22 protein-coding genes are annotated in these 22,242 nt (G+C 70.5%); 13 read left to right on the forward strand and 9 right to left on the reverse strand.

Features of this window, described 5'->3' with window-relative positions:
- On the forward strand, positions 1-408 hold the full coding sequence (locus KAK07_RS14235; protein ID WP_210855858.1) for a PA2779 family protein: 408 nt from the start codon (positions 1-3) through the stop codon (positions 406-408).
- Positions 409-421: 13 nt separating this feature from the next.
- Positions 422-1,381: a PA2778 family cysteine peptidase gene (locus KAK07_RS14240; RefSeq protein ID WP_210855860.1), complete on the forward strand. Its 960-nt coding sequence runs from the start codon at positions 422-424 to the stop codon at positions 1,379-1,381.
- Here the strand turns inward: KAK07_RS14240 and KAK07_RS14245 are convergent, their stop codons facing one another.
- Both KAK07_RS14245 and tyrS read right to left on the reverse strand, forming a co-directional pair.
- Positions 1,382-1,822 (reverse strand): FKBP-type peptidyl-prolyl cis-trans isomerase, encoded by a 441-nt coding sequence (locus KAK07_RS14245; RefSeq protein ID WP_210855861.1) that lies wholly within the window; start codon positions 1,820-1,822, stop codon positions 1,382-1,384.
- Between the two features lie 23 nt (positions 1,823-1,845).
- Positions 1,846-3,072, reverse strand: coding sequence for a tyrosine--tRNA ligase (gene tyrS, locus KAK07_RS14250; RefSeq protein ID WP_210855863.1), 1,227 nt, complete (start codon positions 3,070-3,072; stop codon positions 1,846-1,848).
- 201 nt (positions 3,073-3,273) lie between these two features.
- Between tyrS and KAK07_RS14255 the strand changes: the two genes are divergently transcribed.
- Positions 3,274-4,653 carry a M23 family metallopeptidase gene (locus KAK07_RS14255; protein WP_210855865.1) on the forward strand — a complete coding sequence of 460 codons (1,380 nt, stop codon included), beginning with the start codon at positions 3,274-3,276 and terminating at the stop codon, positions 4,651-4,653.
- Between the two features lie 12 nt (positions 4,654-4,665).
- Complete coding sequence (locus KAK07_RS14260; protein ID WP_210855867.1) at positions 4,666-5,769, forward strand: anhydro-N-acetylmuramic acid kinase; 1,104 nt, start codon at positions 4,666-4,668, stop codon at positions 5,767-5,769.
- 126 nt (positions 5,770-5,895) lie between these two features.
- Here the strand turns inward: KAK07_RS14260 and erpA are convergent, their stop codons facing one another.
- The 5 genes from erpA to rplM all read right to left on the reverse strand — a co-directional run bounded on the left by erpA (position 5,896) and on the right by rplM (position 8,362).
- A complete protein-coding gene (erpA, locus tag KAK07_RS14265) occupies positions 5,896-6,270 on the reverse strand; it encodes an iron-sulfur cluster insertion protein ErpA (RefSeq protein WP_210855869.1) in 375 nt (124 codons plus the stop codon).
- A gap of 29 nt (positions 6,271-6,299) precedes the next feature.
- Positions 6,300-6,701, reverse strand: a complete 402-nt coding sequence (locus KAK07_RS14270; protein WP_210855872.1) for a bactofilin family protein — start codon at positions 6,699-6,701, stop codon at positions 6,300-6,302.
- 31 nt (positions 6,702-6,732) lie between these two features.
- Positions 6,733-7,449, reverse strand: coding sequence for a DUF6776 family protein (locus KAK07_RS14275; protein ID WP_210855873.1), 717 nt, complete (start codon positions 7,447-7,449; stop codon positions 6,733-6,735).
- Between the two features lie 80 nt (positions 7,450-7,529).
- Positions 7,530-7,922 (reverse strand): 30S ribosomal protein S9, encoded by a 393-nt coding sequence (rpsI, locus tag KAK07_RS14280; protein WP_210855875.1) that lies wholly within the window; start codon positions 7,920-7,922, stop codon positions 7,530-7,532.
- 11 nt (positions 7,923-7,933) lie between these two features.
- Positions 7,934-8,362 (reverse strand): 50S ribosomal protein L13, encoded by a 429-nt coding sequence (rplM, locus tag KAK07_RS14285; RefSeq protein WP_210800381.1) that lies wholly within the window; start codon positions 8,360-8,362, stop codon positions 7,934-7,936.
- Positions 8,363-8,665: 303 nt separating this feature from the next.
- On the opposite strand from rplM, the gene KAK07_RS14290 reads away from it, so the two are divergent.
- From KAK07_RS14290 to KAK07_RS14300, 3 genes are all read left to right on the forward strand, one after another.
- On the forward strand, positions 8,666-9,358 hold the full coding sequence (locus KAK07_RS14290) for a GNAT family N-acetyltransferase (protein WP_210855877.1): 693 nt from the start codon (positions 8,666-8,668) through the stop codon (positions 9,356-9,358).
- 30 nt (positions 9,359-9,388) lie between these two features.
- On the forward strand, positions 9,389-10,423 hold the full coding sequence (locus KAK07_RS14295; RefSeq protein ID WP_210855879.1) for a serine/threonine protein kinase: 1,035 nt from the start codon (positions 9,389-9,391) through the stop codon (positions 10,421-10,423).
- 99 nt (positions 10,424-10,522) lie between these two features.
- Positions 10,523-10,921 (forward strand): hypothetical protein, encoded by a 399-nt coding sequence (locus KAK07_RS14300; protein WP_210861456.1) that lies wholly within the window; start codon positions 10,523-10,525, stop codon positions 10,919-10,921.
- 48 nt (positions 10,922-10,969) lie between these two features.
- Here KAK07_RS14300 and htpG read toward each other — a convergent pair whose 3' ends face one another.
- Positions 10,970-12,856, reverse strand: a complete 1,887-nt coding sequence (gene htpG, locus KAK07_RS14305) for a molecular chaperone HtpG (RefSeq protein ID WP_210855883.1) — start codon at positions 12,854-12,856, stop codon at positions 10,970-10,972.
- A gap of 103 nt (positions 12,857-12,959) precedes the next feature.
- Between htpG and KAK07_RS14310 the strand changes: the two genes are divergently transcribed.
- From KAK07_RS14310 to KAK07_RS14320, 3 genes are read left to right on the forward strand one after another with little or no spacing between them, the layout of a single operon-like run.
- On the forward strand, positions 12,960-13,793 hold the full coding sequence (locus KAK07_RS14310; RefSeq protein WP_210855885.1) for a Rossmann-like domain-containing protein: 834 nt from the start codon (positions 12,960-12,962) through the stop codon (positions 13,791-13,793).
- The gene (locus KAK07_RS14315) at positions 13,793-14,362 is read left to right on the forward strand and encodes a DUF1415 domain-containing protein (protein ID WP_210855887.1); all 570 of its coding nucleotides are present in this window, start codon (positions 13,793-13,795) and stop codon (positions 14,360-14,362) included. Before KAK07_RS14310 ends, KAK07_RS14315 begins: the two co-directional genes overlap by 1 nt.
- Positions 14,359-16,761 (forward strand): penicillin acylase family protein, encoded by a 2,403-nt coding sequence (locus KAK07_RS14320; protein ID WP_210861458.1) that lies wholly within the window; start codon positions 14,359-14,361, stop codon positions 16,759-16,761. The genes KAK07_RS14315 and KAK07_RS14320 overlap by 4 nt, the downstream gene beginning before the upstream one ends.
- A gap of 28 nt (positions 16,762-16,789) precedes the next feature.
- Here KAK07_RS14320 and KAK07_RS14325 read toward each other — a convergent pair whose 3' ends face one another.
- Positions 16,790-17,902 carry a serine hydrolase domain-containing protein gene (locus tag KAK07_RS14325; protein WP_210855891.1) on the reverse strand — a complete coding sequence of 371 codons (1,113 nt, stop codon included), beginning with the start codon at positions 17,900-17,902 and terminating at the stop codon, positions 16,790-16,792.
- A 248-nt stretch (positions 17,903-18,150) separates the two neighbouring features.
- Here KAK07_RS14325 and KAK07_RS14330 point away from each other — a divergent pair, with 248 nt between their 5' ends.
- The 3 genes from KAK07_RS14330 to KAK07_RS14340 all read left to right on the forward strand — a co-directional run bounded on the left by KAK07_RS14330 (position 18,151) and on the right by KAK07_RS14340 (position 22,193).
- Complete coding sequence (locus tag KAK07_RS14330) at positions 18,151-19,422, forward strand: esterase-like activity of phytase family protein (protein ID WP_210861460.1); 1,272 nt, start codon at positions 18,151-18,153, stop codon at positions 19,420-19,422.
- 404 nt (positions 19,423-19,826) lie between these two features.
- Complete coding sequence (locus tag KAK07_RS25795; RefSeq protein ID WP_210861462.1) at positions 19,827-21,521, forward strand: methyl-accepting chemotaxis protein; 1,695 nt, start codon at positions 19,827-19,829, stop codon at positions 21,519-21,521.
- A 237-nt stretch (positions 21,522-21,758) separates the two neighbouring features.
- Positions 21,759-22,193 (forward strand): hypothetical protein, encoded by a 435-nt coding sequence (locus KAK07_RS14340; RefSeq protein WP_210861464.1) that lies wholly within the window; start codon positions 21,759-21,761, stop codon positions 22,191-22,193.
- Positions 22,194-22,242: the final 49 nt, after the last annotated feature.

The following is a 22,242-nucleotide window of genomic DNA, read 5'->3' on the forward strand; positions in this document are numbered from 1 at the left end:
ATGCGCCTCGCTCACCGCACCTTCACCCTGCTGCTGGCCTCCAGCCTCAGCTTCGCCGGTTTCATGCAACCCGCCCAGGCGGCTGGCATTGCGGCCGAGGCCGTGGCCGTCGACGAAGGCCTGGCGCTGCGCCCGGCCGCCGACGCCCGCGCGCTGATCGACGCCTCGCTGGCCCGCGCCGATGTGCAGGCCGGCCTGCAGGCCCGCGGCGTCGACCTCGACCAGGCCCGCGCCCGCGTGGCCGCGCTGAGCGACGCCGAGGCCCAGCAACTGGCCCGCACGATCGACAGCGCCCCGGCCGGCGCCAGCGACCTGGTCGGCGTGCTGGTCTTCATCTTCGTGCTGCTGCTGGTCACTGACATCCTGGGCCTGACCAAGGTCTTCCCGTTCACCCGCTCGGTGCGCTGAGTCGCCAGGCCCGATGCGCCGGCGTGACGCGCTGGCCGCTGGCCTGCTGGCGCCGGCGCTGAGCGGCTGCGCGACGCTGGCGCCTGCGCCGATGGGCGCGGCGCTGCGGGCGCAGTCGCCGCCGGGCCTGCCGCGCCGCCACTGGCTGGCGGACGCCCCCTTCGTGGCCGACGACGACGAGCTGTGCGGGCCCGCCGTGCTGTCGGCCGCGCTGGCGGCTGCCGGTCGGCCGGTGCCGCTCGAGACCCTGCGCGCGCAGGTCTACCTGCCTGGCCGCGGCGGCACGCTGCAGGCCGAGATGCTGGCCGCACCCCGCCGCCACGCCATGCTGTCGGTCGAGTTGCCGCCGCGGCTGGACGCGCTGCTGGCGCTGGTGGCCCAGGGCCACCCGGCCGCGCTGCTGCTGAACCTGTCGCTGCCGATCTGGCCGCGCTGGCACTATGTGCTGCTGACCGGCTACGACCTGGACGCCGGCACCGTGCGCCTGCACACCGGCACCCGGGCGCAGGCGCTGTGGGACCTGTCGCCGCTGGAGGCCACCTGGGCGCGCAGCGGCCACTGGGCCCTGGCGGTGCTGCCACCGGGCCATTGGCCCCCGCAGGTGGACGAGGCGCCGGCCGTGGCCGCGCTGCTGGGCCTGGACCGCGCCCAGGCCCCGGCCCGGGAGCGGGCTCGCGCCTGGGCCTCGGCCGCGGCGCGCTGGCCGCAGCGGCTGTCGATCAGCGTGGGTTGGGCGCAGGCCCTGGCCGATGCCGGCCGCGGCCCCGAGGCCGAGGCCGTGCTGCAGGCCTGGCTGGCCCAGGGCGACAGCGCGGTGGCCTGGAACAACCTGGCCCAGTTGCGGCTGATGCGCGGCGACATGGGTGCGGCGCATGACGCGGCTGAGCGCGCCGTGGCGCGCGCCCGGGCGGCCGAGCCGCAATGGCTGGCCCAGGCACAGGCGACGCTGCGCGCCGCCACGCCCGACCCGTGATCAGCGCTTGACGATGCCCAGCAGCTCGACGTCGAAGACCAGGGTCGAGTTCGGCGGGATCAGGTCGCCAATCGCCCGGCCGCCATAGGCGATCGCCGAGGGGCAGGTCAGCTTGGCCTTGCCGCCGGTCTTCATCAGCTGCAGGCCTTCGGTCCAGCAGGGGATCACGCGGCCCAGCGGGAACTCGGCGGGCTGGCCGCGGCTGTAGGAGCTGTCGAACTCCTTGCCGTCGGTCAGCGTGCCGCGGTAGTGCACGCGCACGGTGTCGGCCGCCACCGGGCTGCCGCCGGTGCCGTCCTTCAGGCTGCGGAACACCAGGCCACTGGCGGTGGTCTTGGCGCCGGGTTCCTTGGCCGCCGCGGCCAGCGCCGGGTTGGCGTCCTGGGCCTGGGCGGCGCCGAACAGGGTGAGGGCCAGCAGGGCGGCGGCAAGGGACTTCATCAAGGGGCTCCTGGTCAAACGGATCACGACAGTGTCACACGGGCGAACTTGCGCTTGCCGACCTGCAGCACCATGGTGCCGGCGTCGAGCTTCAGGCCCTTGTCCGAGACAACCGCGCCGTCGATGCGCACACCGCCCTGCTCGACCATGCGCAGGCCCTCGCTGGTGCTGGGCACCAGGTTGGCGGCCTTGAGCAGCGCGCCGATCGCCATCGGGGCGCCGCTGAGCGCCAGCTCGGGGATCTCGTCGGGAATGCCGCCCTTGGCGCGGTTGTTGAAGTCCTGCTCGGCCGCGTCGGCCGCCGCGGCGCTGTGGAAGCGCGCGGTGATCTCCTTGGCCAGCATCACCTTGGCGTCCTTGGGGTTGCGGCCCGCGGCGACCTCGGCCTTCAGCGCCTCGATCTCGCGCTCGAGGCGGAAGGACAGCAGCGTGAACCACTTCCACATCTGCTCGTCGCTGATCGACAGGATCTTGGCGAACATGGTGTTCGCCGGCTCGGTGATGCCCACGTAGTTGTTCTTGGACTTGGACATCTTCTCGATGCCGTCCAGGCCTTCGAGCAGCGGCATCGTCAGGATGCACTGCGGCTCCTGGCCGTACTCGCTCTGCAGCGCACGGCCCACCAGCAGGTTGAACTTCTGGTCGGTGCCGCCCAGCTCCAGGTCGCTCTTGAGCGCCACCGAGTCGTAGCCCTGCATCAGCGGGTAGAGCAGCTCGTGCACCGAGATCGGCGTGTTGCTCTGGAAGCGCTTGGTGAAGTCGTCGCGCTCGAGCATGCGCGCCACGGTGTACTTGGCGGCCAGCTCGATCATGCCGCGCGCGCCCAGCGGGTCGCTCCATTCGCTGTTGTAGCGGATCTCGGTCCTGGCCGGGTCCAGCACCAGGCTGGCCTGGGCGTAGTAGGTCTGGGCGTTGGCCTCGATCTGCTCGCGCGTCAGCGGCGGGCGGGTGGCGTTGCGGCCCGACGGATCGCCGATCATCGAGGTGAAGTCGCCGATCAGGAAGATCACCTGGTGACCCAGGTCCTGCAGCTGGCGCATCTTGTTGAGCACCACCGTGTGGCCCAGGTGGATGTCGGGCGCGGTGGGGTCCAGGCCCAGCTTGATGCGCAGCGGCTGGCCGCTGGCCTCCGACCGTTGCAGCTTCTTCAGCCAGTCGGCCTCGGGCAGCAGTTCGGCGCAGCCGCGGCGGCTGACGGCCAGCGCTTCGAGCACGCGCTCGCTGGGGTTCTGGGAATCGGGCTGGGACATCGGGGGCACCAAGGGATCACGACAATCCCCACGATCGTGGGGGTCGGTAGAATCGGGGAACTCTGCCGGGCCAGCGGGTCAGACCCGTGGCAAGCACCTGCCACCGCGCAGGCTGCTGCTTCCCGAGCAGCGCCGTGATTCTAAGGGCCGGCCTGCGCCGACCCTGCCGCCCCGGCGGCACCTCACACAACGACCTGATCGATGCCGCTGGGAACCGCTTTGCCTGAATTCGCCGCAGACCTGCTGGCCCGCGTGGGCCGCTGGACGCGCGCCCACCACCGCGGCCTGGCCCTGAGCACCCTGCTGGGCCTGGCCGGTTTCGGTGTCACCGCCTTCGGCATCGCGCCGCTGGCCCCTGACGCCGCGCAGCTGCCGCAGCGCCTGCTGCTCGAACCCATCGTGCCGCCCAGCCTGGACGGTCAGCTCGAGGCCCTGGCCGGCCTGCGCTTGCAGCTCACGCGCGGCGACGTCACCCGCGCCAGCGACACCGCCGACAGCCTGCTGCGCCGCCTGGGCGTGGAAGACGCCGCCGCGGCGCAGTGGATGCGCAGCGACGCGCTGGCCCGCCGCCTCATCGAAGGCCGCCCCGGCAAGCTGGTGCAGGCCCAGGTCGATGCCCAGGGCCGCCTGCTGTCCCTGGTCGCGCGCTTCCCGGTGGACGAGGCCGATTCGCCGGTGCCGCAGTTCTTTCACCGCTTCGAGATCACCCGCCAGGGCGAGCACTTCAGCAGCCGCGCCGAGCAGCGCCCGCTGGAACGCCTGCCGCGCCTGGCCAGCGGCCGCATCGACAGCTCGCTGTTCGCCGCCACCGACGAGGCCAACATCCCCGACGGCGTCGCGGTGCAGCTGGCCGAGGTCTTCTCCACCGACATCGACTTCCGCCGCGAGCTGCGCAAGGGCGACCGCTTCAGCCTGATCTACGAATCGCTCAGCGCCGACGGCGAGCCCGTGCCCTGGGGCAATGGCCGGCTGCTGGCCGCCGAGTTCGTCAACAACGGCAAGACCTACCAGGCCGCCTGGTTCGGCGAAGGCCGCGGTGGCTACTACGACCTCAAAGGCCAGAGCAAGCGGCGCGCCTTCCTGTCCAGCCCGCTGGCGTTCTCGCGCGTGACCTCGGGCTTCGCGATGCGCTTCCACCCGATCCACAAGACCTGGCGCGCCCACCTGGGCACCGACTATGGCGCCCCGACCGGCACGCCAGTGCGCAGCGTCGGCGACGGCAGCGTGGTCTTCAGCGGCTGGCAGAACGGCTATGGCAACGTGGTGCGCATCCAGCACAGCGGCGGCCGCGAAACGGTCTACGCCCACCTCAGCCGCATCGATGTGCGCAAGGGCCAGCGGGTCGGCCAGGGTGATCGCCTGGGTGCCGTGGGCGCCACCGGCTGGGCCACCGGCCCGCACCTGCACTTCGAGTTCCTGGTGGGCGGTCAGCACCAGGACCCGCAGGTCATCGCCAAGGCCTCCGAGGTGATCGAGCTCGACCCTGCGCAGCGCGGCCGTTTCGCCAGCCTAGCGCAGACCGTGTCCAGCCAGCTGGCGCTGGCCACCCGCATCGACGGCCACCCTGGCCAGTTCGAGTGATCGGCTGAACCGATGCGCTGCATCGGCTTGATGTCGGGCACCTCGCTCGACGGCATCGATGGTGTGCTGGCCCGGCTGTCACCGCAGCTGCAGGTCGAGGCCCATGTGCACCGGCCGATGCCGCCCGCATTGCGGGCCGAGCTGCTGGCGTTGAACACGTCCGGCCCCGACGAACTGCACCGCGCCGCCCTGGCGGCCAATGCCCTGGCCGAGGCGCAGGCCGAGGTGGTGCAGGCCCTGCTGGCGCACAGCGGTCTGAGCGCCGCCGACGTGCGCGCGGTGGGCTCGCATGGCCAGACCGTGCGCCACCGGCCCGGCGCGGTCGACGGCACCGGCTACACCTGGCAGCTCAACCAGCCCGCGCTGCTGGCCGAGCGCTGCGGCATTGACGTGGTGGCGGACTTCCGCAGCCGCGACGTGGCCGCCGGCGGCCAGGGGGCGCCGCTGGTGCCCGCCTTCCATGCCCAGGTCTTCGGGCGGACGGACCAGGCCCGCGCGGTGCTGAACCTCGGCGGCATCGGCAACCTGACGCTGCTGCCGGCGGGTGGGGCGCCGGTCTCGGGATTCGATTGCGGCCCGGGCAATGCCCTGCTGGACCTGTGGGTGCAGCAGCACCTCGGCCAGGATTTCGATGCCGATGGCCAGTGGGCCGCGAGTGGTCAGGTGCACGGGGCGCTGCTGGGCGGGCTGATGGCCGAGCCCTATCTGGCCGAGGCGCCGCCCAAGAGCACTGGGCGCGACCTGTTCCACGCCGATTGGCTGGTAGCGCAGTTGCAGCGCTGCGCGGGCGTGTCGCCCCAGGATGTGCAGGCCACGCTGGCCGAGTTCACCGCCCGGGCCGCCACCGAGGCGCTGCATCGCCACGCCCCGCAGACCACCGATCTGCTGGTCTGCGGTGGTGGCGCGCTCAACGCCGACCTGATGCAGCGCCTGACGCGGCTGCTGCCTGGCGTGCGCGTGCGCAGCACCGCGGCCGAGGGCCTGCCGCCGATGCAGGTCGAAGCCACCGCCTTTGCCTGGCTGGCCGGGGCGCACCTGATGCGCCAGCCCGCCAACCTGCCGGCGGTCACCGGGGCGCGCGGACCGCGCGTGCTGGGCGCGCTCTACCCGGCCTGATCGGTCCGGTCGCTGCAGGCGTGAAAAAGCCGCCCGTGGGCGGCTGGTCGGTGTCGGCCGCTCCGCAGCGGCCGGCGCACCCTCTCCTGAAGGGTGGCTGCGGAGCCCGCAGCCGGGTGCAGACACTTACACCGAGAAGCTCGAGCCGCAGCCGCAGGTGGTGGTGGCGTTCGGGTTGCGGATCACGAACTGCGCGCCCTGCAGGTCTTCCTTGTAGTCGATCTCGGCGCCGACCAGGTACTGCAGGCTCATCGCGTCGATCAGCAGCGTCACGCCGTTCTTGCTCATCTGCGTGTCGTCTTCGTTGACGACTTCGTCGAAGGTGAAGCCGTACTGGAAGCCCGAGCAGCCGCCGCCCTGCACGAAGACGCGCAGCTTCAGCTCGGGATTGCCCTCCTCGGCGACCAGATCGGCCACCTTGGCGGCGGCGCTGTCTGTGAAGACCAGCGGTGCGGGCATCTCGCCGGCGGCGGGGGCCAGGTTCTCGGTCACGGCGTTCATGGATCGGTCCTTTGAGGCAATGGAAGGGGTCAGTGGTCGTTCGACGCCGCCAGCTTGAGCGTCGGCTTGTCGTCAGTGGCGCTGGCGTGGCGCAGTTCGCCGTCGATCTTGGCGCCCTGGTGCATTTCCAGGGCGTGGTAGTGCACGTCGCCGACGATGCGCGCCTTGGGCTGCAGCTCCAGCAGCTCGCTCGAGGCCACCGGGCCGTGCACTTCGCCGTTGATGATCACATGGCCGGCGATCACCTTGCCCATGATGCGGGCATTCTCGGAGATCACCACCAGGCTGGCGCCGTCACCGGCGGCGATGACGTCGCCGATGACCTCGCCATCCACGCGCAGGCCTTCGCTGAAACGCAGCTCGCCATGCACGGCGGTGCCCTCGCCGATCAGGCTGCGGATCGGGGGTTGCTTCTTGCGGCTGAACCACATGGTGATCGTCTCCAGGTTCCCAACGTTGTTGTCACAGGCGAGCCGTCTGGCTGGCCAGCACGGCGCCGCGGGCGTCCAGCACCCGCAACTGCACGAGTTTTACCACCGCCGCAGGCGGATGGTCCAGATGGCCCTCCAGGCGCAGGTACTGGCGCAGCTGGAAGGGCTGCGGCCCGCCGGGCATGGGCTGCGTCCAGGGCTTGCCGTCCTGCGTGCCCGACAGCGTCAGCTCGTAGCGCCCCTCGCTGGGCGCGGCCACGCGCGCCGGACTCATCACCAGCACCTGGTAGTGCAGCTTGCCCGGGCCGTCGGCCTCGACCTGGAAGGCGCGCACCTGGGGCGCGTCGCCATTCTGGCCGGCGGCTGGGAGCAGGCGCTCGAAGAAGCCCAGGTCGGCCTTGAGCTGCAGGTTGTCGGCCTCGACCTGGCGCAACTGCACCGCCAGCCGCTCCTGCGCGACCTTCTCGGCCTTGAGCAGGCTCTCGGCCGTGTTGGCGATGGACTGCGCCTTGTCCTTGTCGTCACGCAGCGTGCGCACCTCGGCGCGCAGCTGCTCGAGCTCGACCTTGGCGTCCTTGTCCAGGCCCGCCAGGTCCTTGCCGAATTCGAAGGCCCACAGCGCGATCGCCGCCGAGAAGCCCAGCGCCAGCGCCGCCACCGCCCAGCGCAGCGGCCAGGGCAGGTGGCTGCGCACGATCATCCGCGGGGCGGAGATCGAGAAGCGGCGGCGAAGGAGCTTCCAGCGCATGGTGCGGCAGTGTGGCCCGAAGACGCGAAAGGCCGCTTGCGGCGGCCTTCCGTGGATACCCGCAAAAACCGGGTGATCGATCAGCGCTTGCTGAACTGCTTCCGACGACGGGCGCCGTGCAGACCGACCTTCTTGCGCTCGACTTCGCGGGCGTCACGGGTGACGTAGCCGGCGCTGCTCAGGGCGGGCTTGAGGGCCGCGTCGTAGTCGATCAGGGCGCGGGTGATGCCGTGGCGGACCGCACCGGCCTGGCCGGACTCGCCGCCGCCGTGCACGTTGACCTGCACGTCGAAGGCTTCGTTGTTCTCGGTCAGCACCAGGGGCTGACGGACCACCATGATGGAGGTCTGGCGGCCGAAGTACTTGTCGACGGGCTTGCCGTTGACGACGATCTGGCCGGTGCCCTTCTTCAGGAAGACCCGGGCGACCGACGACTTGCGACGGCCGGTGCCATAGTTCCAGTTACCGATCATTCAACCGCTCCTCAGATTTCCAGGGCCTTGGGGGCCTGGGCGGCGTGCGGGTGCTCGGCACCGGCGTACACCTTCAGCTTCTTGATCATGGCGTAGCCAAGCGGACCCTTGGGCAGCATGCCCTTGACGGCCTTCTCCAGCGCGCGGCCGGGGTGCTTGGCTTGCATGTCCTTGAACTTCGTGGCGTAGATGCCGCCGGGGAAGCCCGAGTGACGGTAGTAGATCTTGTCGTTGGCCTTGTTGCCGGTGACACGGAGCTTGTCGGCGTTGACGATGACGATGAAGTCACCGGTATCGACGTGAGGCGTGTAGATGGCCTTGTGCTTGCCGCGCAGACGGAGTGCCACTTCGCTGGCGACACGTCCGAGCACCTTATCGGTGGCGTCAATCACAAACCACTCGTGCGTCACCTCGGCCGGCTTGGCGCTGAAGGTCTTCATGAGGGATCTCTTGAGTGAGAAGAAACGGCTGTGAACCGGGCTCCGGGCACCATCGGTGCTGCTTGCTGCAGCCTCTCAGGCCCCCCGGTGTGGCACCGGCATTCACGCCTGCAACCGCCCAAAAAGGCACCGCAGTTGTGAACCTCACCCCAGCCGAAAACGGGCGAAGCCGCGGATCATAACACAGGCACCGGAACCACACCAGGCGGTCATCTGACCGGAAATACAGGGTCTCCTCCTCACCGTGACGGGATGGATCTGTGTACAGTGCGGGTTATCCCTTAGTCACCGGAGCGCCCCTCCATGAGCGACCCCGTGTTTCCCCCGCCCGAGCCGGCCACCCGGCCCGAGGCCCACGCCCCGGCCTTCCGCTGGGTGCCGATCCGCTCGCTGTCCGAGCGGCAGCGGCCGCGCGTGCTGACCCACCTGCTGGGCCTGGAGGGACACGACCGCTACCTGCGCTTCGGCTACGCCGCCAACGACGCCCAGATCGGCCGCTATGTCGACCTGCTGGATTTCCGCCGCGACGAGGTCTTCGGCGTCTTCAACCGCCGCCTCGAGTTGATCGCGATGGCCCACCTGGCCTACCTGCCCGACGTGCCGGGCGAGCGGCCGATGGCGGAGTTCGGCGTCTCGGTCTCGCCCCAGGCCCGCGGCCGCGGCTTCGGCGCGCGCCTCTTTGACCACGCGGTGCTGCACGCCCGCAACCGCCACATCGACACCCTGATCATCCACGCGCTGAGCGAGAACACCGCCATGCTGCGCATCGCCCGCAATGCCGGCGCCACGCTGGAGCGCGAGGGCGGCGAGGCCGAGGCGCGCCTGAAGCTGCCCTCCGAGACCGTGGGTTCGCACTTCGAGGAACTGATCGAGGAGCAGGCGGCCGAGCTGAACTACGGCCTGAAGCAGGGTGCTCGCACGGTGGATGCGCTGCTGGGCCTGATCCAGGACGTCAAGGACGGCATCGCCCGCGTGCGCCGCAGCACGATCGAGTAGCGCTGCGGACACGGGGCGTACCATGCCCCGATGACCGACGCCCCCTATGCGACGCTCGATCCCGCAGGGATCCTGCAGGCCCTGTTCCTGGCCGGCCTGGAGCCCGACGGCCGGCTGCTGCAGCTCAATTCCTACGAAAACCGCGTCGTCCAGGCCCATCTGGACGACGGCCGCGTCGTGGTCGCCAAGTTCTACCGCCCCGGCCGCTGGAGCGATGCCCAGATCGCCGAGGAGCATGCCTTCTGTGCCGAACTGGCCGAGGCCGACCTGCCGGTGGTGGCGCCGCTGCCCTTGCAGCCGCGCGACGGCGTGGCCGACGAGCTGCGCCTGTCCGCCCTGACCCCCACGCTGGCCCACTGGCGCTGCCCCGAGGGCGGCGAGTTCCGCCTGGCCGTGACCGAGCGCCGCGTGGGCCGCGCCCCCGAGCTGGAACACCCCGACACCCTGGCCTGGCTGGGCCGGCTGATGGGCCGGCTGCACACCGTGGGCCGGCGCGGGCACTTCGAGCACCGGCGCCGGCTGGATGTGCAGACCTTCGGCCACGCGCCGCGCCAGCGCCTGATCGACAGCGGCCTGGTCAGCCCCGAGACCGCCGGCCGCTGGATCCACAGCAGCGAGCGCGCGCTGGCCCTGGTGGACGCCGCCTTCGCGCGCCACGGCCCGCTGGCCACGCTGCGCCTGCATGGCGACTGCCACCCGGGCAACGTGCTGTGGCGCGACGAGGGCGCGTTCGCCGGCCCCAACTTCGTCGACTTCGACGACTGCTGCACCGGCCCGGCGATCCAGGACCTGTGGATGCTGCTGCCCGGCGAGCGCGACGCGGTGCAGGCGGCCCAGTGGGCGCTGCTGGACGCCTACGCCGACTTCGCTGACTTCGACGACCGCGAGCTGCGGCTGATCGAGCCGCTGCGCACGCTGCGCATGGTCCACCACAGCGCCTGGATCGCCGAGCGCTGGAACGACCCGGCCTTCCCGGCCGCCTTCCCCTGGTTCGCCTCGCCCAGCTACTGGGCCCAGCAGGCCACCGAGCTGGACGAGCAGATCGAGCGCATGCAGGGTGGCTGAGCAACTGGCACGGGCGGGCCCGCTTGTTTCGGTATATTGAACAGCGGCGCCCGTACTGCGCGGCGTCTGTCACACCACGATCACTCAGGGATCCAGAACATGCACAGCTGCACCCGACTCTTCGCCACGGCGTTCTTCGCGCTGACGACCATCGCCGTCCAGGCACAAACCGACACCTGCCAAGCCCTGGCCGGCCGGACCCAGTGCCTGACCTTGAATTTCAGCAATGGCTGGAGCAGTGTCAGCTACACCGCCACCTTCGGTCCCAATGGCGCCTTCACGCTGGCCGATGGCTCGGACACGACCGGTGGCCGCTATACCTGCTACGGCGCCGGCATGACCGATGTGCGGTTCCCATTGTTCGGCGTCGAGCCAATGAGCCTGTACGGCCTGGCTGGCAAGAATGGCAAGACGATCAAGGGTTATGGCAAGCAGTTGGATCTGCTCTACATGGTCACCTTCAGCACTCAGCCGGGCGCCTGTCCGGCGAACCTGTGATCCTGGCCTGAGGCCCGGCACCCTGGACGCGGGCGCCGGGCCGCCCGGTCACGCCGCGGCCAGCAGCGCCGTCACGCGCTTCACATAGGCCGCAGGATCGTCCAGCTGGCCGCCATCGGCCAGCACCGCCTGGTCGAACAGGATCTGCGCCAGGTCGTCAAAGCGCGGATCGGTGGCCAGCTGCTTGACCAGCGCATGCTCGGGGTTGACCTCAAGGATGGGCAGCGAGGCCGGCGCCGCCTGGCCCGCCTGCTTGAGCATGCGCGCCAGGTGGGCGCTCATGCCGCCCTCGTCGGCCACCACGCAGGCCGGTGAATCCACCAGGCGCGAGCTGACACGCACCTCCTTGGCCCGGTCCTTCAGCGCGGCCTGCAGGCGCTCCAGCGTGGGCTTGAAGGCTTCGGTGGCGGCCTCGACCTGCTTCTTTTCTTCCTCGTCCTGCAGTTCGCCCAGGTCCACCGCGCCCTTGGCCACGCTCTGGATCGGGTGGCCGTCGAACTCGTAGAGGTGGCTCAGCAGCCACTCGTCCACGCGGTCGGTCAGCAGCAGCACCTCGATGCCCTTCTTGCGGAAGACCTCCAGCTGCGGGCTGCTCTTGGCCGCGGCCAGGCTGTCGGCGGTGATCACGTAGATCGCCTTCTGGCCCTCCTTCATGCGGCCCACGTAGTCGGCAAACGACACGCCTTCATCGGCGTGGGTGGAGGCGAAGCGCAGCAGCTTGGCCAAGCGCTCCTGGTTGGCGAAGTCCTCGCCCACGCCCTCCTTCAGCACCGCGCCGAATTCCTTCCAGAAGTCGGCGTAGCGGGCCTTGTCGTCGGCGCTGTCGCTGTCGGCCAGCGACTCCAGCATGCCCAGCACGCGCTTGGTGCTGCCCTCGCGGATGGCCTTCACATCGCGGCTTTCCTGCAGCAGCTCGCGGCTGACGTTCAGCGGCAGGTCGGCCGAGTCGATCACGCCCTTGACGAAACGCAGGTAGGTGGGCATCAGCGCCTCGGCGTCGTCCATGATGAAGACGCGCTTGACGTAGAGCTTGACGCCGCCGCGCTTGTCGCGGTTCCACAGGTCGAACGGCGCCTTCTTCGGCACGTACAGCAGCTGGGTGTACTCGCTGCGGCCCTCCACGCGGTTGTGGGTGTAGGCCAGCGGCGCTTCGCTGTCGTAGCTGATCTGCTTGTAGAAGTCCTGGTACTCGGCGTCGGTGATGTCGCTCTTGGCGCGGGTCCACAGCGCAGCGGCCTTGTTGACCGTTTCCCAGTCGTCGCTGACCACCTGCTCGCCCTTCTCGGCGTCCCAGGTTTCCTTCTTCATCAGGATGGGCAGCGAGATGTGGTCGCTGTACTTGCCGATGATCGACTTGAGCTTCCAGACCGACAGGAACTCGGCGGCGTCCTCGTCGCGCAGGTGCAGGATCACGTCGGTGCCGCGCGCGGCGCGCTCGATGGTTTCCAGCTCGAACTCGCCGGTGCCCTCGCTGCTCCAGCGCACCGCCTGGTCGGCCGGGAGGCCCGCGCGGCGGCTTTCCACGGTGATGCGGTCGGCGACGATGAAGCCCGAGTAGAAGCCCACGCCGAACTGGCCGATCAGGTTGGCGTCCTTCTTCTGCTCGCCTTCGAGCTTGGCCATGAACTCGCGCGTGCCGCTGCGGGCGATCGTGCCCAGGTGCGAGGCGGCCTCTTCCGCCGACAGGCCGATGCCGTTGTCGCGGATGGTCAGGGTCTTGGCCTCCTTGTCGAAGAACACGCGCACTTCCAGCGTGGGCGCGTCCTCGTACAGCGCGGCGTTGTCCAGCGCCTCGAAGCGCAGCTTGTCGCAGGCGTCCGACGCGTTGGAGACCAGCTCGCGCAGGAAGATCTCCTTGTTGGAGTACAGCGAGTGGGTGACGAGGTGCAGGATCTGCTTGACTTCGGCCTGGAACGAATGGGTCTGCTTGCTCATGGTTCTTGCTGTGGAGAGAAGGTGGGGCGGGCGCCTGACGCGCCGTGCGGGGCGCATGTGGGGCCGCCTGGCCGGGTTTCAAGAGGGACTACGATGTGCCGCCATGAACACCCTGGCCCACCGCATTGTCGACGCCCTGGCGCAGGCCCTGGGCCCCGGCCCCCGTCCGCCGGTGCGCGCCCTGCACCTGCCGCCCACCCCCTGGAGCGGCAGCAAGGATGGCGAATTCGGCGCGCTGGAGCTGGTCGACGGCTCGCTGGGCCTGGCCTACCTGCTGCTGGACGATGCGCTGGCCCGGCTGGCCGGCGGTGAGGCCGGCGAGGGCCTGGCCGGGGCCGATCCGCTCACCATCGCCCACTGGTGGGTGGAACGCGGCGGCGCCGCCCGCACGCTGGGCTTTGCCGCCGTCAACGCCCTCACCCGCCACCTGTTCGACCGCCACGGCTGGGTGCCACCCGAGGCCCCCGACTCCATCGCCGGCCTGGACCCGCAGCCCGGCGAGTCCATCGGCATGGTGGGTTACTTCCCGCCGCTGCTGAAACAGGTGACCGCCCGCGGCGCGCGGCTGACCGTGCTGGAGCTGCGCGCCGACCTGGTGGGCGAGGCCGACGGCGTGCGCGTGACGCTGGACCCCGCCGAGCTGGCCGGCTGCACCAAGGTGCTGGCCACCAGCACCACGCTGCTCAACCACAGCCTGGAGGGCGTGCTGGCCGCCTGCCACGGCGCGCAGCAGGTGGCGCTGATCGGCCCCGGCGCGGGCCTGTGGCCGGCGCCGCTGTTCGCCGCCGGCGTGACCGCACTGGGCGGCAGCTGGATCGTTGATGGCCCGGGATTCGCCGCTGCACTGCGCCGTGGCGAGCCCTGGGGCAGCCACGCCCGCAAGACGCTGCTGGACGCCACCACCTGGGCCCGCTGGACGAACGTACCATCCGCCTGATGACCCCGCCTGACCCTGAACTGGTGCGTACCCAGACCCTGGACTGGCTGGACCAGGCCGTGATCGGCCTGAACCTGTGCCCCTTCGCCAAGAGCGTGCGCGTCAAGGGCCAGGTGCGCACCGTGATCTCCGACGCGACAGACACCGACACCCTGCTGACCGAGCTGCTGGCCGAGCTGCAGCACCTGGCCACGGTGGACCCCGAGCAGACCGACACCACGCTGCTGGTGCATCCGCGCGTGCTGAGCGATTTCCTGGACTTCAACGACTTCCTGGATGTGGCCGACATGGCGCTGCGCCAGCTGGGCCTGGAGGGCACGCTGCAGATCGCCAGCTTCCACCCGCGGTTCCAGTTCGCCGGCACCGACGCCGACGACATCACCAACTACACCAACCGCTCGCCCTGGCCGATGCTGCACCTGATCCGCGAGAGCAGCATCGACCGCGCCGTGGCCGCCTTCCCCGAGGCCGAGGCCATCTACGAGCGCAACATCGAGACGCTGGAGCGCCTGGGCCTGGACGGCTGGCGTCAGCTCTTCCCCGACTTCCCCACCCCCGACAAGCCATGAAGAAGTTGCTGTGGCGCGGCCTGCTGGGCCTGCTGTTCCTGATCGTGCTGGCCGTGGCGTTTGCCGTGTGGTTCATGCTGCAGCGCCTGCCGCAGCGCGAGGGCACGCTGCCGCTGAGCGGCCTGAGCGCCGAGGTCACGGTGCGCTACGACGAGTGGGGCGTGCCCCACCTCCAGGCCGCCAACGAGGCCGACCTGTACCGCGCGCTGGGCTGGGTGCACGCCCAGGACCGGCTGTTCCAGATGGAGATGATGCGCCGCCTGGCGCGTGGCGAGCTGGCCGAGATCCTGGGCCCCAAGCTGCTGCCCACCGACCGCCTGTTCCGCACCCTGGGCCTGCGCCAGCGCGCCGACGAGCAGACCGCCGCGCTGGACATGAGCCGCCCCGCCAACCAGGCGCTGCGCGCCTACCTGGACGGCATCAACCAGTACCAGGCCACGCGGCCGCTGCCGCTGGAGTTCGTGCTGCTGGGCATCCCGCGGCGCGACTTCACCCCCGCCGACACCTACGCGGTGGCCGGCTACATGGCCTACAGCTTTGCCGCCGCGTTCCGCACCGAGCCCATCCTCAGCCGCATCCGCGACCAGCTGGGCCCCGACTACCTGAAGATCTTTGATCTGGACTGGCACCCCGAAGGCGCGGCCGACCACGGCGCGCGCCTCACCCAGGCCGACTGGCAGGGCCTGACCAAGCTGGCCCTGCTGAGCCAGGACGCCGTGCAGCAGGCCGCGCTGCCGCTGCTGGAAGGCAGCAACGCCTGGGTGCTGTCGGGCGCACGCACCGCCAGCGGCAAGCCGCTGCTGGCCGGTGATCCGCACATCAGCTTCGCCGCGCCGGCCGTCTGGTACGAGGCGCACCTGAAGGCGCCGGGCTTCGAGCTCTACGGCCACTTCCAGGCGCTCAGCCCCGCCGCGCTGCTGGGCCACAACCAGCGCTTCGGCTGGAGCCTGACGATGTTCCAGAACGACGACATCGACCTGGTGGCCGAGCACACCGACGCCGACCACCCCGGCCAGGTGCTGATCAAGGGCCAGTGGGTGCCGCTGACCCAGCGCGAAGAAGCCATCGCCGTGAAGGGCGCGCCGGCCGAGCGCATCGTGCTGCAGCGCTCGCCCCACGGCGCCATCATCAACACCGTGCTGGGCCCCGACGCCGGTCCCACCCCCATCGCGATGTGGTGGACGCTGATGGACAGCGACAACCCGGTGCTGGAAGCCTTCTACCAACTGAACCGCGCCGACACCCTGGCCGCCGCGCGCAACGCGGTGAAGGGCATCCACGCCCCCGGCCTGAACGTGCTGTGGGCCAACGCCAGCGGCGACATCGCCTGGTGGGCCGCCGCCCGCCTGCCGCAGCGCCCCGCCGGCGTACACCCCAGCTTCCTGCTGGACGGCCGCACGGCGGAGGCCGACAAGCCCGGCTGGCTGCCCTTCGAGCGCAACCCGCAGGAGGAGAACCCCGCACGCGGCTGGATCATGTCGGCCAACCACCAGCCCGCCAGCGCCGAGCCCGTGCCCGGCTACTACAACCCCTGGGACCGCGCACTGCGCCTGCAGCAGCAGCTGCAGGCCACCCCCAGCGGCTGGACCGTGGAGCGCGCCCGTGCGCTGCAGCTGGACGTGCAGACGAACTTCGGCCCGCGCACCCTGGCGCCGGTGCTGGCCGAGCTGCGCGCCGCTGCCACCAACGATGAGGAACGCCGCCTGATCGACCAACTCGCCGCCTGGAAGGGCGACCACCGCATCGACCAGATCGAGCCCACGCTGTTCTGGCAATGGCTCAACGAGCTGACCCGCCAGGCGATGGGCGACGAGCTGGGCGATGAACCGGGCAGCAGCGGCGTGGAGGCCTTGCGCCGCACCCGCGCCATCGAACAGGCCCTGCCCCGCCTGCTGGCCGACCCCGCCTCACCCTGGTGGGACCGGCGCGACACCGCCGACAAGAAAGAGACCCGCGCCACCATCGTGGCCGCCGCCTGGCAGGCCGCGCTGCAGCACCTGCGCGGCCTGTACGGCGCCGACCCCGCCACCTGGACCTGGGGCCGCGCCCACACCATCACGCATGTGCACCCGTTGGGCCGCCAGGCCCCGCTGGACAAGGTTTTCAACATCGGCCCCTGGCCCGCCCCCGGCAGCCGCGAGGTCCCCAACAACCTGGCCCAGCCCTTCGGCCCGGCCCCCTGGGCCGTGACCTACGGCCCCAGCACCCGCCGCGTCATCGACTTCGCCCACCCCGACCAGGCCCAGGGCAGCAACCCCGTGGGCCAGAGCGGCGTGTGGGGCGACCCGCATTACCGCGATCAGGCGGAGATGTGGTTGCGGGGGGATGTGCGAACGGAGTACCTCAGCGAAGAGGATGTCGCGGCACATGTGAAGCAGGCGCTCAGGCTGACGCCCTAGCCTGATCAGGGGGCTGGGGCCTGGCGCGTCACCCGGCGCCCTGCGCGGACGCACACAGCGCCGCGGCCAGCACGTCATGCGACAGGCCCTTGCCCTGCCAGATCTCGCCGAAGTCGAAGTCGGCCTGGTTGCTGAACACCACGACCGAGATGCCGCGCGCCGGCACGATGATGTTGCGCGCCTGGATGCCCCCGACATAGCCGCGGCGCTCCACCAGGTCCAGCGGCTCGGCACAGCCGGCGATCGGCGCGGCGAAGGCCCACACCCCCAGGCCGGCATAGCCCCACTTCGGCTCACCGGTCCACATCGCCTGGCGCGATGACGCGCTGACCAGGCGCCCGGCCAACAGGGCGCGGTTGAAGGTCAGCAGGTCGCGCGCCGTGCCTTCCATTGCGCCGGCGGCGCCGTAGGTGGCCATCACCGGTTGCGGTACTGGTTGGCCCTTGGCATCCATGGCCACCGCCATCGCCCGCGTCCGGCCCTCGTTCAGCCGAAGGCTGGCCAGGCCCAGGGGCTTGGCCAGGCGCTGCTGGAGGAGCTGACGCAGGGGCTGCCCGGTGACCTGTTCGAGCAGACCGGCCAACACCAGCGTGTCGCAGTCGCCGTAGAGGAAGCGCTCGCCCGGCACGGCCTTCGCCGGCCCGGCGCAGAAGCGCAGCGCTTCGGGCTGCCAGGGTGGGCCCTTGCGGCGGTAGAAGGACCAGACGCCATCGGCGTCCCGGGGGCTGTCGTCGGTGTGCGCCAGGCCGGAGGTGTGCTGCATCAGGTGCCGCACGGTGATCTGCGCGGCCCCCGGCGCCTGGAACGCCGGCCAGCGCCTGGCGAGCGTGTCGTCCAGCGCCAGCCGACCGGCATCCACCTGTTGCATGGCCAGGGTCACCGTCACCTGCTTGCTCACCGACCCCCAGCGCCACACCGCGCCAGGCTGGTGCGCCACGTCGGGTTGGCGCCGGGCCAGTCCCACAGCCTGCTCGAACCACACGCTGTCGGCATCGGCCACCAGCACCTCGCCCGCGAAGCCTTGGGCCTGGGCCGTGTTCACCACCTGCCACAGGCGGGCCCGGGTGATCGGCGGCGCCGTGGACGAAGCCTGCGCCTGCACCGCCCCCGCCCAGGCGGTGATGCATGCCGACAACAACATGACACGGCCACCTGGGGTCATCAGCGGTTCCTGTTTCAAGGCGCTTGCAGGACAGCAAGCGGACCGAGTGTACGCAGCGCACGGGCAGCGCGTGCAGGCGTCCGCACGACCAGGGTGGACACAGCCTGCGCGCTCGGCGGATCCCGGCGCCAACAGCCCACCCAGCGGCTGACCCCGGCCGTCACGCCCCCGACACGCTCCCCCGCGACGATGCCCAGCGTCGTCACCAACGCCTTGAGGAGCAGGACATGAAGATCAGGACATGTGCATGGGCCGCCGCGATGCTGCTGGCCTGCGGCGCGCAGGCGCAGACCTTGACGGGCTGGGCGCTGATGCCCGCCGCCACCTTTGCCGATGGCCCCACGTCGGGCCAGTTTGCGGCGCCCAACCCCTATGGCACGTACCTGCCGCCCTATCTGGGGCAGCAGCCGGTGCAGGGCTTCTCGGGCGTGTTGCCGGGACCGCGCCGCAACAGCTTCCTGTTCCTGGTGGACAACGGCTTTGGCGCCAGGGCCAACTCGGCCGATGCGGTGCTGCGGGCCTACACGCTGAAGATCGACTGGAAGACGGCGCGCGGCGGCAGCGGCAGCGTCAGCCCAGCCGACCTGGCGTCGGGCCGCCCGCGCGATGCCTTTGATGCCAGCACCCGCCTGTCATTCAATGACGCCCAGCACCAGGTGCCCTGGGCCATCCAGGCCGACTTCGAGCACTACTACAACGACCCGGCCAAGCCAGCGGTGGATGCCACGGTGCGCGAGCGTCGGCTGCTGACCGGTGCCGACTTTGACATTGAGTCGATCCGCCGCGACAGCCACGGCAACTACTGGCTGGGCGACGAGTTCGGCCCCTACCTGCTGAAGACCGACGCGCAGGGCACGCTGCTGCGCGCGCCCATTCCGCTGCCGGGTGTTTACGCACCTGAGAACAACGACGTGCTCAGCGGCCACGCCAGCGCCAACCTGCCGGCCAGCGGCGGCTTTGAGGGCCTGGCGCTGAACGCCAGCGGCACGCAGCTGTACACGCTGCTGGAGAAGACCGTGGCGGGCGATGCGGCCAAGACGCTGCGCATCGACCAGTTCGATCTGGCCACCGAGGCCTACACCGGCGTGCGCTACCACTACGTGCTGGAAGCCGCGGGCACCAACATCGGCGACATGGTGGCCATCGATGACCAGCGCTTCATCGTCATCGAGCGCAACGGCGCCACCGCCACCAGCGGCGGCACGCCGTTCAAGAAGCTCTTCCTGGTGGACCTGGCGGGCGTGGCGCCGGGCGGTGTTGTCCAGAAGACCGAGCTGGTCGACCTGATGAACCTGGCCGACCCGCATGACCTGAACGGCGACGGCAGCCAGGTCTTCACGCTGCCCTACGTGACGATCGAGAACGTCACGGTGATCGACGAGCGCACGCTGCTGGTGGCCAACGACAACAACTTCCCCTACGGCGGTGGCCGCGCGCTGACGGCCGACGACACCGAGTTCCTGCGGATCCGGTTGCCGGTGTCGCTGACCGGGCACTGAGCGCACCGACGGCCGGGCTGTCGGCTCGGCTGCTGTTCTCCGGCCGTTTCAACACGGTGGAGTCGGCCGACCATCGGCGGGTGTTGTCACGCCTGCGCAGGGATGGGCCGGACCCCTTTGGCCGTGCCGACTGAGACGCTGCCGCGCGCCGGCCACGACCTGCACCACGATGCCGCGGCGCGCGTGGTGCAGGCGCTGGAGCAGCTGCGGGGCGCGATCAGCGGCGCCACCGCTGGCACCCAAAGCATCGGCGCGGCGAACCGTGAAGAAGGCCCGGTACCAGGGCCTCAACTCCGGCCTCCGGCGGCCGATAAGACCGGGATCATCGGACAAAGCCCCTCCTCGCCCGTTTTGCCGCGGGCGGGGTGATTCGCCGTGGGCAACGCCAGGCGCTGGAGACACGAATGTTGAACAAGCTGAAGATCACGACGCGCCTGACCGCGGCCTTTGCGCTGCTGGTGGTCCTCGTCATGGCACTGTCGGGCCTGGCGCTGTGGCAGATGAGCGCGATGCGCGCCTCCACCCACGAGATCACCGACAACTGGCTGCCCAGTGTCAAGCGGGTGAATGCGATGAACACCCTCACCTCGGACTTCCGCCTGGCCGAGGTCCGGCATGTGCTGAGCACCGACGACGCCGAGATGGCCCGCATCGAGAAGGAGATCGCCGCCATCAAGGCCGACTTCGACAAGAACCGCGACGCCTATGTGCCACTGATCAGCAGCGCCGAGGAGCAGAAGCTCTACGACAGCTTCGCTGCCGACTGGAAGGCCTACCAGGCGATGCACGAGACGCTGATCGCCACCTCACGCCGGAACGAGACCGACGCCGCCCGCCGGATGCTCGAGACCGACAGTCAACAGATCTTTGACCGTTCCGGCGACACGCTGATGAAGCTGGTCGAACTGAACAACCAGGGCGCTGCCGACGAAAGCGCCAGGGCTGAGAAGGCCTATGCCGAGGCCCGCTTGTCGCTGGCGCTGGGGGTGCTGATGGCGTTGGGCGCGGCGGCGGTGTCCGGCCTGTGGCTGGTGCGTTCGATCGCCGCTCCGCTGGCGCATGCCGTCCAGGCGGCCGATCGCGTGGCGGCAGGCGACTTCAGCCAGCCGATCCAGGCTGACGGCCATGACGAGGCTGCGCAGGTGCTGAAAGCCCTGGCGCGCATGCAGGGCAACCTGTCGACGGTGGTGTCCGGCGTGCGCGCCAACGCCGAGAGCGTGGCCACCGCCAGCGCGCAGATCGCCCAGGGCAATGCCGACCTGAGCCAGCGCACCGAGGAGCAGGCCAGCGCGCTGCAGCAGACCGCGGCCACGATGGAAGAGCTCAGCTCCACGGTGCGCAACAACGCCGAGAGCGCCAGGCAGGCCAACCAGCTGGCGCAGGGCGCCTCCGGCATCGCCGCCCAGGGGGGCGAGGTGGTCGGCCGGGTGGTCACCACGATGCAGGGCATCAGCGACAGCAGCCGCAAGATCGGCGACATCATCGGTGTGATCGACGGCATCGCCTTCCAGACCAATATCCTGGCGCTGAACGCCGCGGTGGAAGCCGCCCGCGCCGGCGAGGAGGGCCGCGGCTTCGCGGTGGTGGCCAGCGAGGTGCGCTCGCTGGCCCAGCGCAGCGCCGAGGCGGCCAAGGAGATCAAGAGCCTGATCGGCCGCAGCGTCGAGCAGGTCGAGCAGGGCACGGTGCTGGTGGACCGGGCCGGCAAGACGATGGACGAGATCGTCGGCTCGATCCGCCGTGTCAGCGACATCGTGGCCGAGATCTCGTCGGCCAGCGTGGAGCAGAGCTCGGGCATCGCCCAGGTGGGCAATGCCGTGGGCCAGATGGACCAGGCCACGCAGCAGAACGCCGCGCTGGTCGAGGAAAGCGCCGCCGCCGCGGAGAGCCTGAAGACGCAGGCGCAGCAGCTCGTGGAGACGGTGTCGGTGTTCAAGCTGGCGCACGACGTGGCGCCGCCCGCGGTCAACTCGAGCGCCACGCGCGCGCCGGTGACTCGCCCGGCTGCGCTTCGCGCCACAGCCGCCCGGATCCCGCCGGCCAAGCCGGCCGAACCGGCCGCGGTCGCCTCGGCGGACAAGGACTGGGCCACGTTCTGACCACCCAAGAAGGGGCGCCTCGCGGCGCCCCTGGTGTCAATGTGATGACGCGAAGGATCAGCGCACCACCGCGATCTTGTCGCGCTTGCCAGCGCTGTCGGTGTACAGCGGCAGCGCGCCGGCCTTGACCATGGCGGCCATCGGTACCCCATCGGGTCGACTTGACCGTCCCAATGCAGGAGGGTTTATGCTTGAGGTTCTGCGCCGTTCCCCTGTTTTGCTCTGGCCCGTGTCCTTGTGAAGTCGATTCGCGTCCTCGTGCTGCTGCTGGTGGCCTTGCTGCTCCCCATCCGGGGTGCGGTGGCGGTCACCATGGTGTGCGCGGAGATGGGCGGGGCGGGCCAACGGCCTGCCTCGACCGCGCACGTGCATCAGGCCCTTCACCTGGATGACGCAGACACCGTGGTCGGTCATCACCACGGCGATGCGCAGGCCCATGCCGACCATCACGCCCACGGTGCACCGGAGCACGCAGCGACCGATGCAACTGACAGCACCACGAGCGACACCTGCCACATCTGCGCCAGTGGCTGTGGCGTGGCGGCGCTGCTGACGGCCTTCCCGTCCCCCTGGGTCGCCACGCCGGTGGCGCGGACCCTGTTCCCCAGCCTGTCCTTGCCCGCGCTGGATTTCCAGCTTGACGGCCAGGACCGGCCACCCCGAACCCTCTGACCCCACCCGGCCTGCGCCAGCAGGCCCGTCGGGACTCGTCCGCCTGCCG

Origin of the sequence: Ideonella alba, assembly GCF_018069875.1 — a bacterium.
GTDB classification, from domain to species: Bacteria; Pseudomonadota; Gammaproteobacteria; order Burkholderiales; family Burkholderiaceae_C; genus Ideonella; species Ideonella alba.

What these genes read in the sequence shown, in the direction of transcription:
- KAK07_RS14310 (WP_210855885.1), top strand. Translation starts at nt 12,960, where the DNA reads ATGAACACCCTGGCCCACCGCATTGTCGACGCCCTGGCGCAGGCCCTG.
- KAK07_RS14260 (WP_210855867.1), top strand. Translation starts at nt 4,666, where the DNA reads ATGCGCTGCATCGGCTTGATGTCGGGCACCTCGCTCGACGGCATCGAT.
- KAK07_RS14330 (WP_210861460.1), top strand. Translation starts at nt 18,151, where the DNA reads ATGAAGATCAGGACATGTGCATGGGCCGCCGCGATGCTGCTGGCCTGC.
- KAK07_RS14240 (WP_210855860.1), top strand. Translation starts at nt 422, where the DNA reads ATGCGCCGGCGTGACGCGCTGGCCGCTGGCCTGCTGGCGCCGGCGCTG.
- KAK07_RS14315 (WP_210855887.1), top strand. Translation starts at nt 13,793, where the DNA reads ATGACCCCGCCTGACCCTGAACTGGTGCGTACCCAGACCCTGGACTGG.
- KAK07_RS14255 (WP_210855865.1), top strand. Translation starts at nt 3,274, where the DNA reads ATGCCGCTGGGAACCGCTTTGCCTGAATTCGCCGCAGACCTGCTGGCC.
- rplM (WP_210800381.1), bottom strand. Translation starts at nt 8,362, where the DNA reads ATGAAGACCTTCAGCGCCAAGCCGGCCGAGGTGACGCACGAGTGGTTT.
- tyrS (WP_210855863.1), bottom strand. Translation starts at nt 3,072, where the DNA reads ATGTCCCAGCCCGATTCCCAGAACCCCAGCGAGCGCGTGCTCGAAGCG.
- KAK07_RS14295 (WP_210855879.1), top strand. Translation starts at nt 9,389, where the DNA reads ATGACCGACGCCCCCTATGCGACGCTCGATCCCGCAGGGATCCTGCAG.
- KAK07_RS25795 (WP_210861462.1), top strand. Translation starts at nt 19,827, where the DNA reads ATGTTGAACAAGCTGAAGATCACGACGCGCCTGACCGCGGCCTTTGCG.
- htpG (WP_210855883.1), bottom strand. Translation starts at nt 12,856, where the DNA reads ATGAGCAAGCAGACCCATTCGTTCCAGGCCGAAGTCAAGCAGATCCTG.
- rpsI (WP_210855875.1), bottom strand. Translation starts at nt 7,922, where the DNA reads ATGATCGGTAACTGGAACTATGGCACCGGCCGTCGCAAGTCGTCGGTC.
- KAK07_RS14290 (WP_210855877.1), top strand. Translation starts at nt 8,666, where the DNA reads ATGAGCGACCCCGTGTTTCCCCCGCCCGAGCCGGCCACCCGGCCCGAG.
- KAK07_RS14235 (WP_210855858.1), top strand. Translation starts at nt 1, where the DNA reads ATGCGCCTCGCTCACCGCACCTTCACCCTGCTGCTGGCCTCCAGCCTC.
- KAK07_RS14325 (WP_210855891.1), bottom strand. Translation starts at nt 17,902, where the DNA reads ATGTTGTTGTCGGCATGCATCACCGCCTGGGCGGGGGCGGTGCAGGCG.
- KAK07_RS14300 (WP_210861456.1), top strand. Translation starts at nt 10,523, where the DNA reads ATGCACAGCTGCACCCGACTCTTCGCCACGGCGTTCTTCGCGCTGACG.
- KAK07_RS14320 (WP_210861458.1), top strand. Translation starts at nt 14,359, where the DNA reads ATGAAGAAGTTGCTGTGGCGCGGCCTGCTGGGCCTGCTGTTCCTGATC.
- erpA (WP_210855869.1), bottom strand. Translation starts at nt 6,270, where the DNA reads ATGAACGCCGTGACCGAGAACCTGGCCCCCGCCGCCGGCGAGATGCCC.
- KAK07_RS14245 (WP_210855861.1), bottom strand. Translation starts at nt 1,822, where the DNA reads ATGAAGTCCCTTGCCGCCGCCCTGCTGGCCCTCACCCTGTTCGGCGCC.
- KAK07_RS14275 (WP_210855873.1), bottom strand. Translation starts at nt 7,449, where the DNA reads ATGCGCTGGAAGCTCCTTCGCCGCCGCTTCTCGATCTCCGCCCCGCGG.
- KAK07_RS14270 (WP_210855872.1), bottom strand. Translation starts at nt 6,701, where the DNA reads ATGTGGTTCAGCCGCAAGAAGCAACCCCCGATCCGCAGCCTGATCGGC.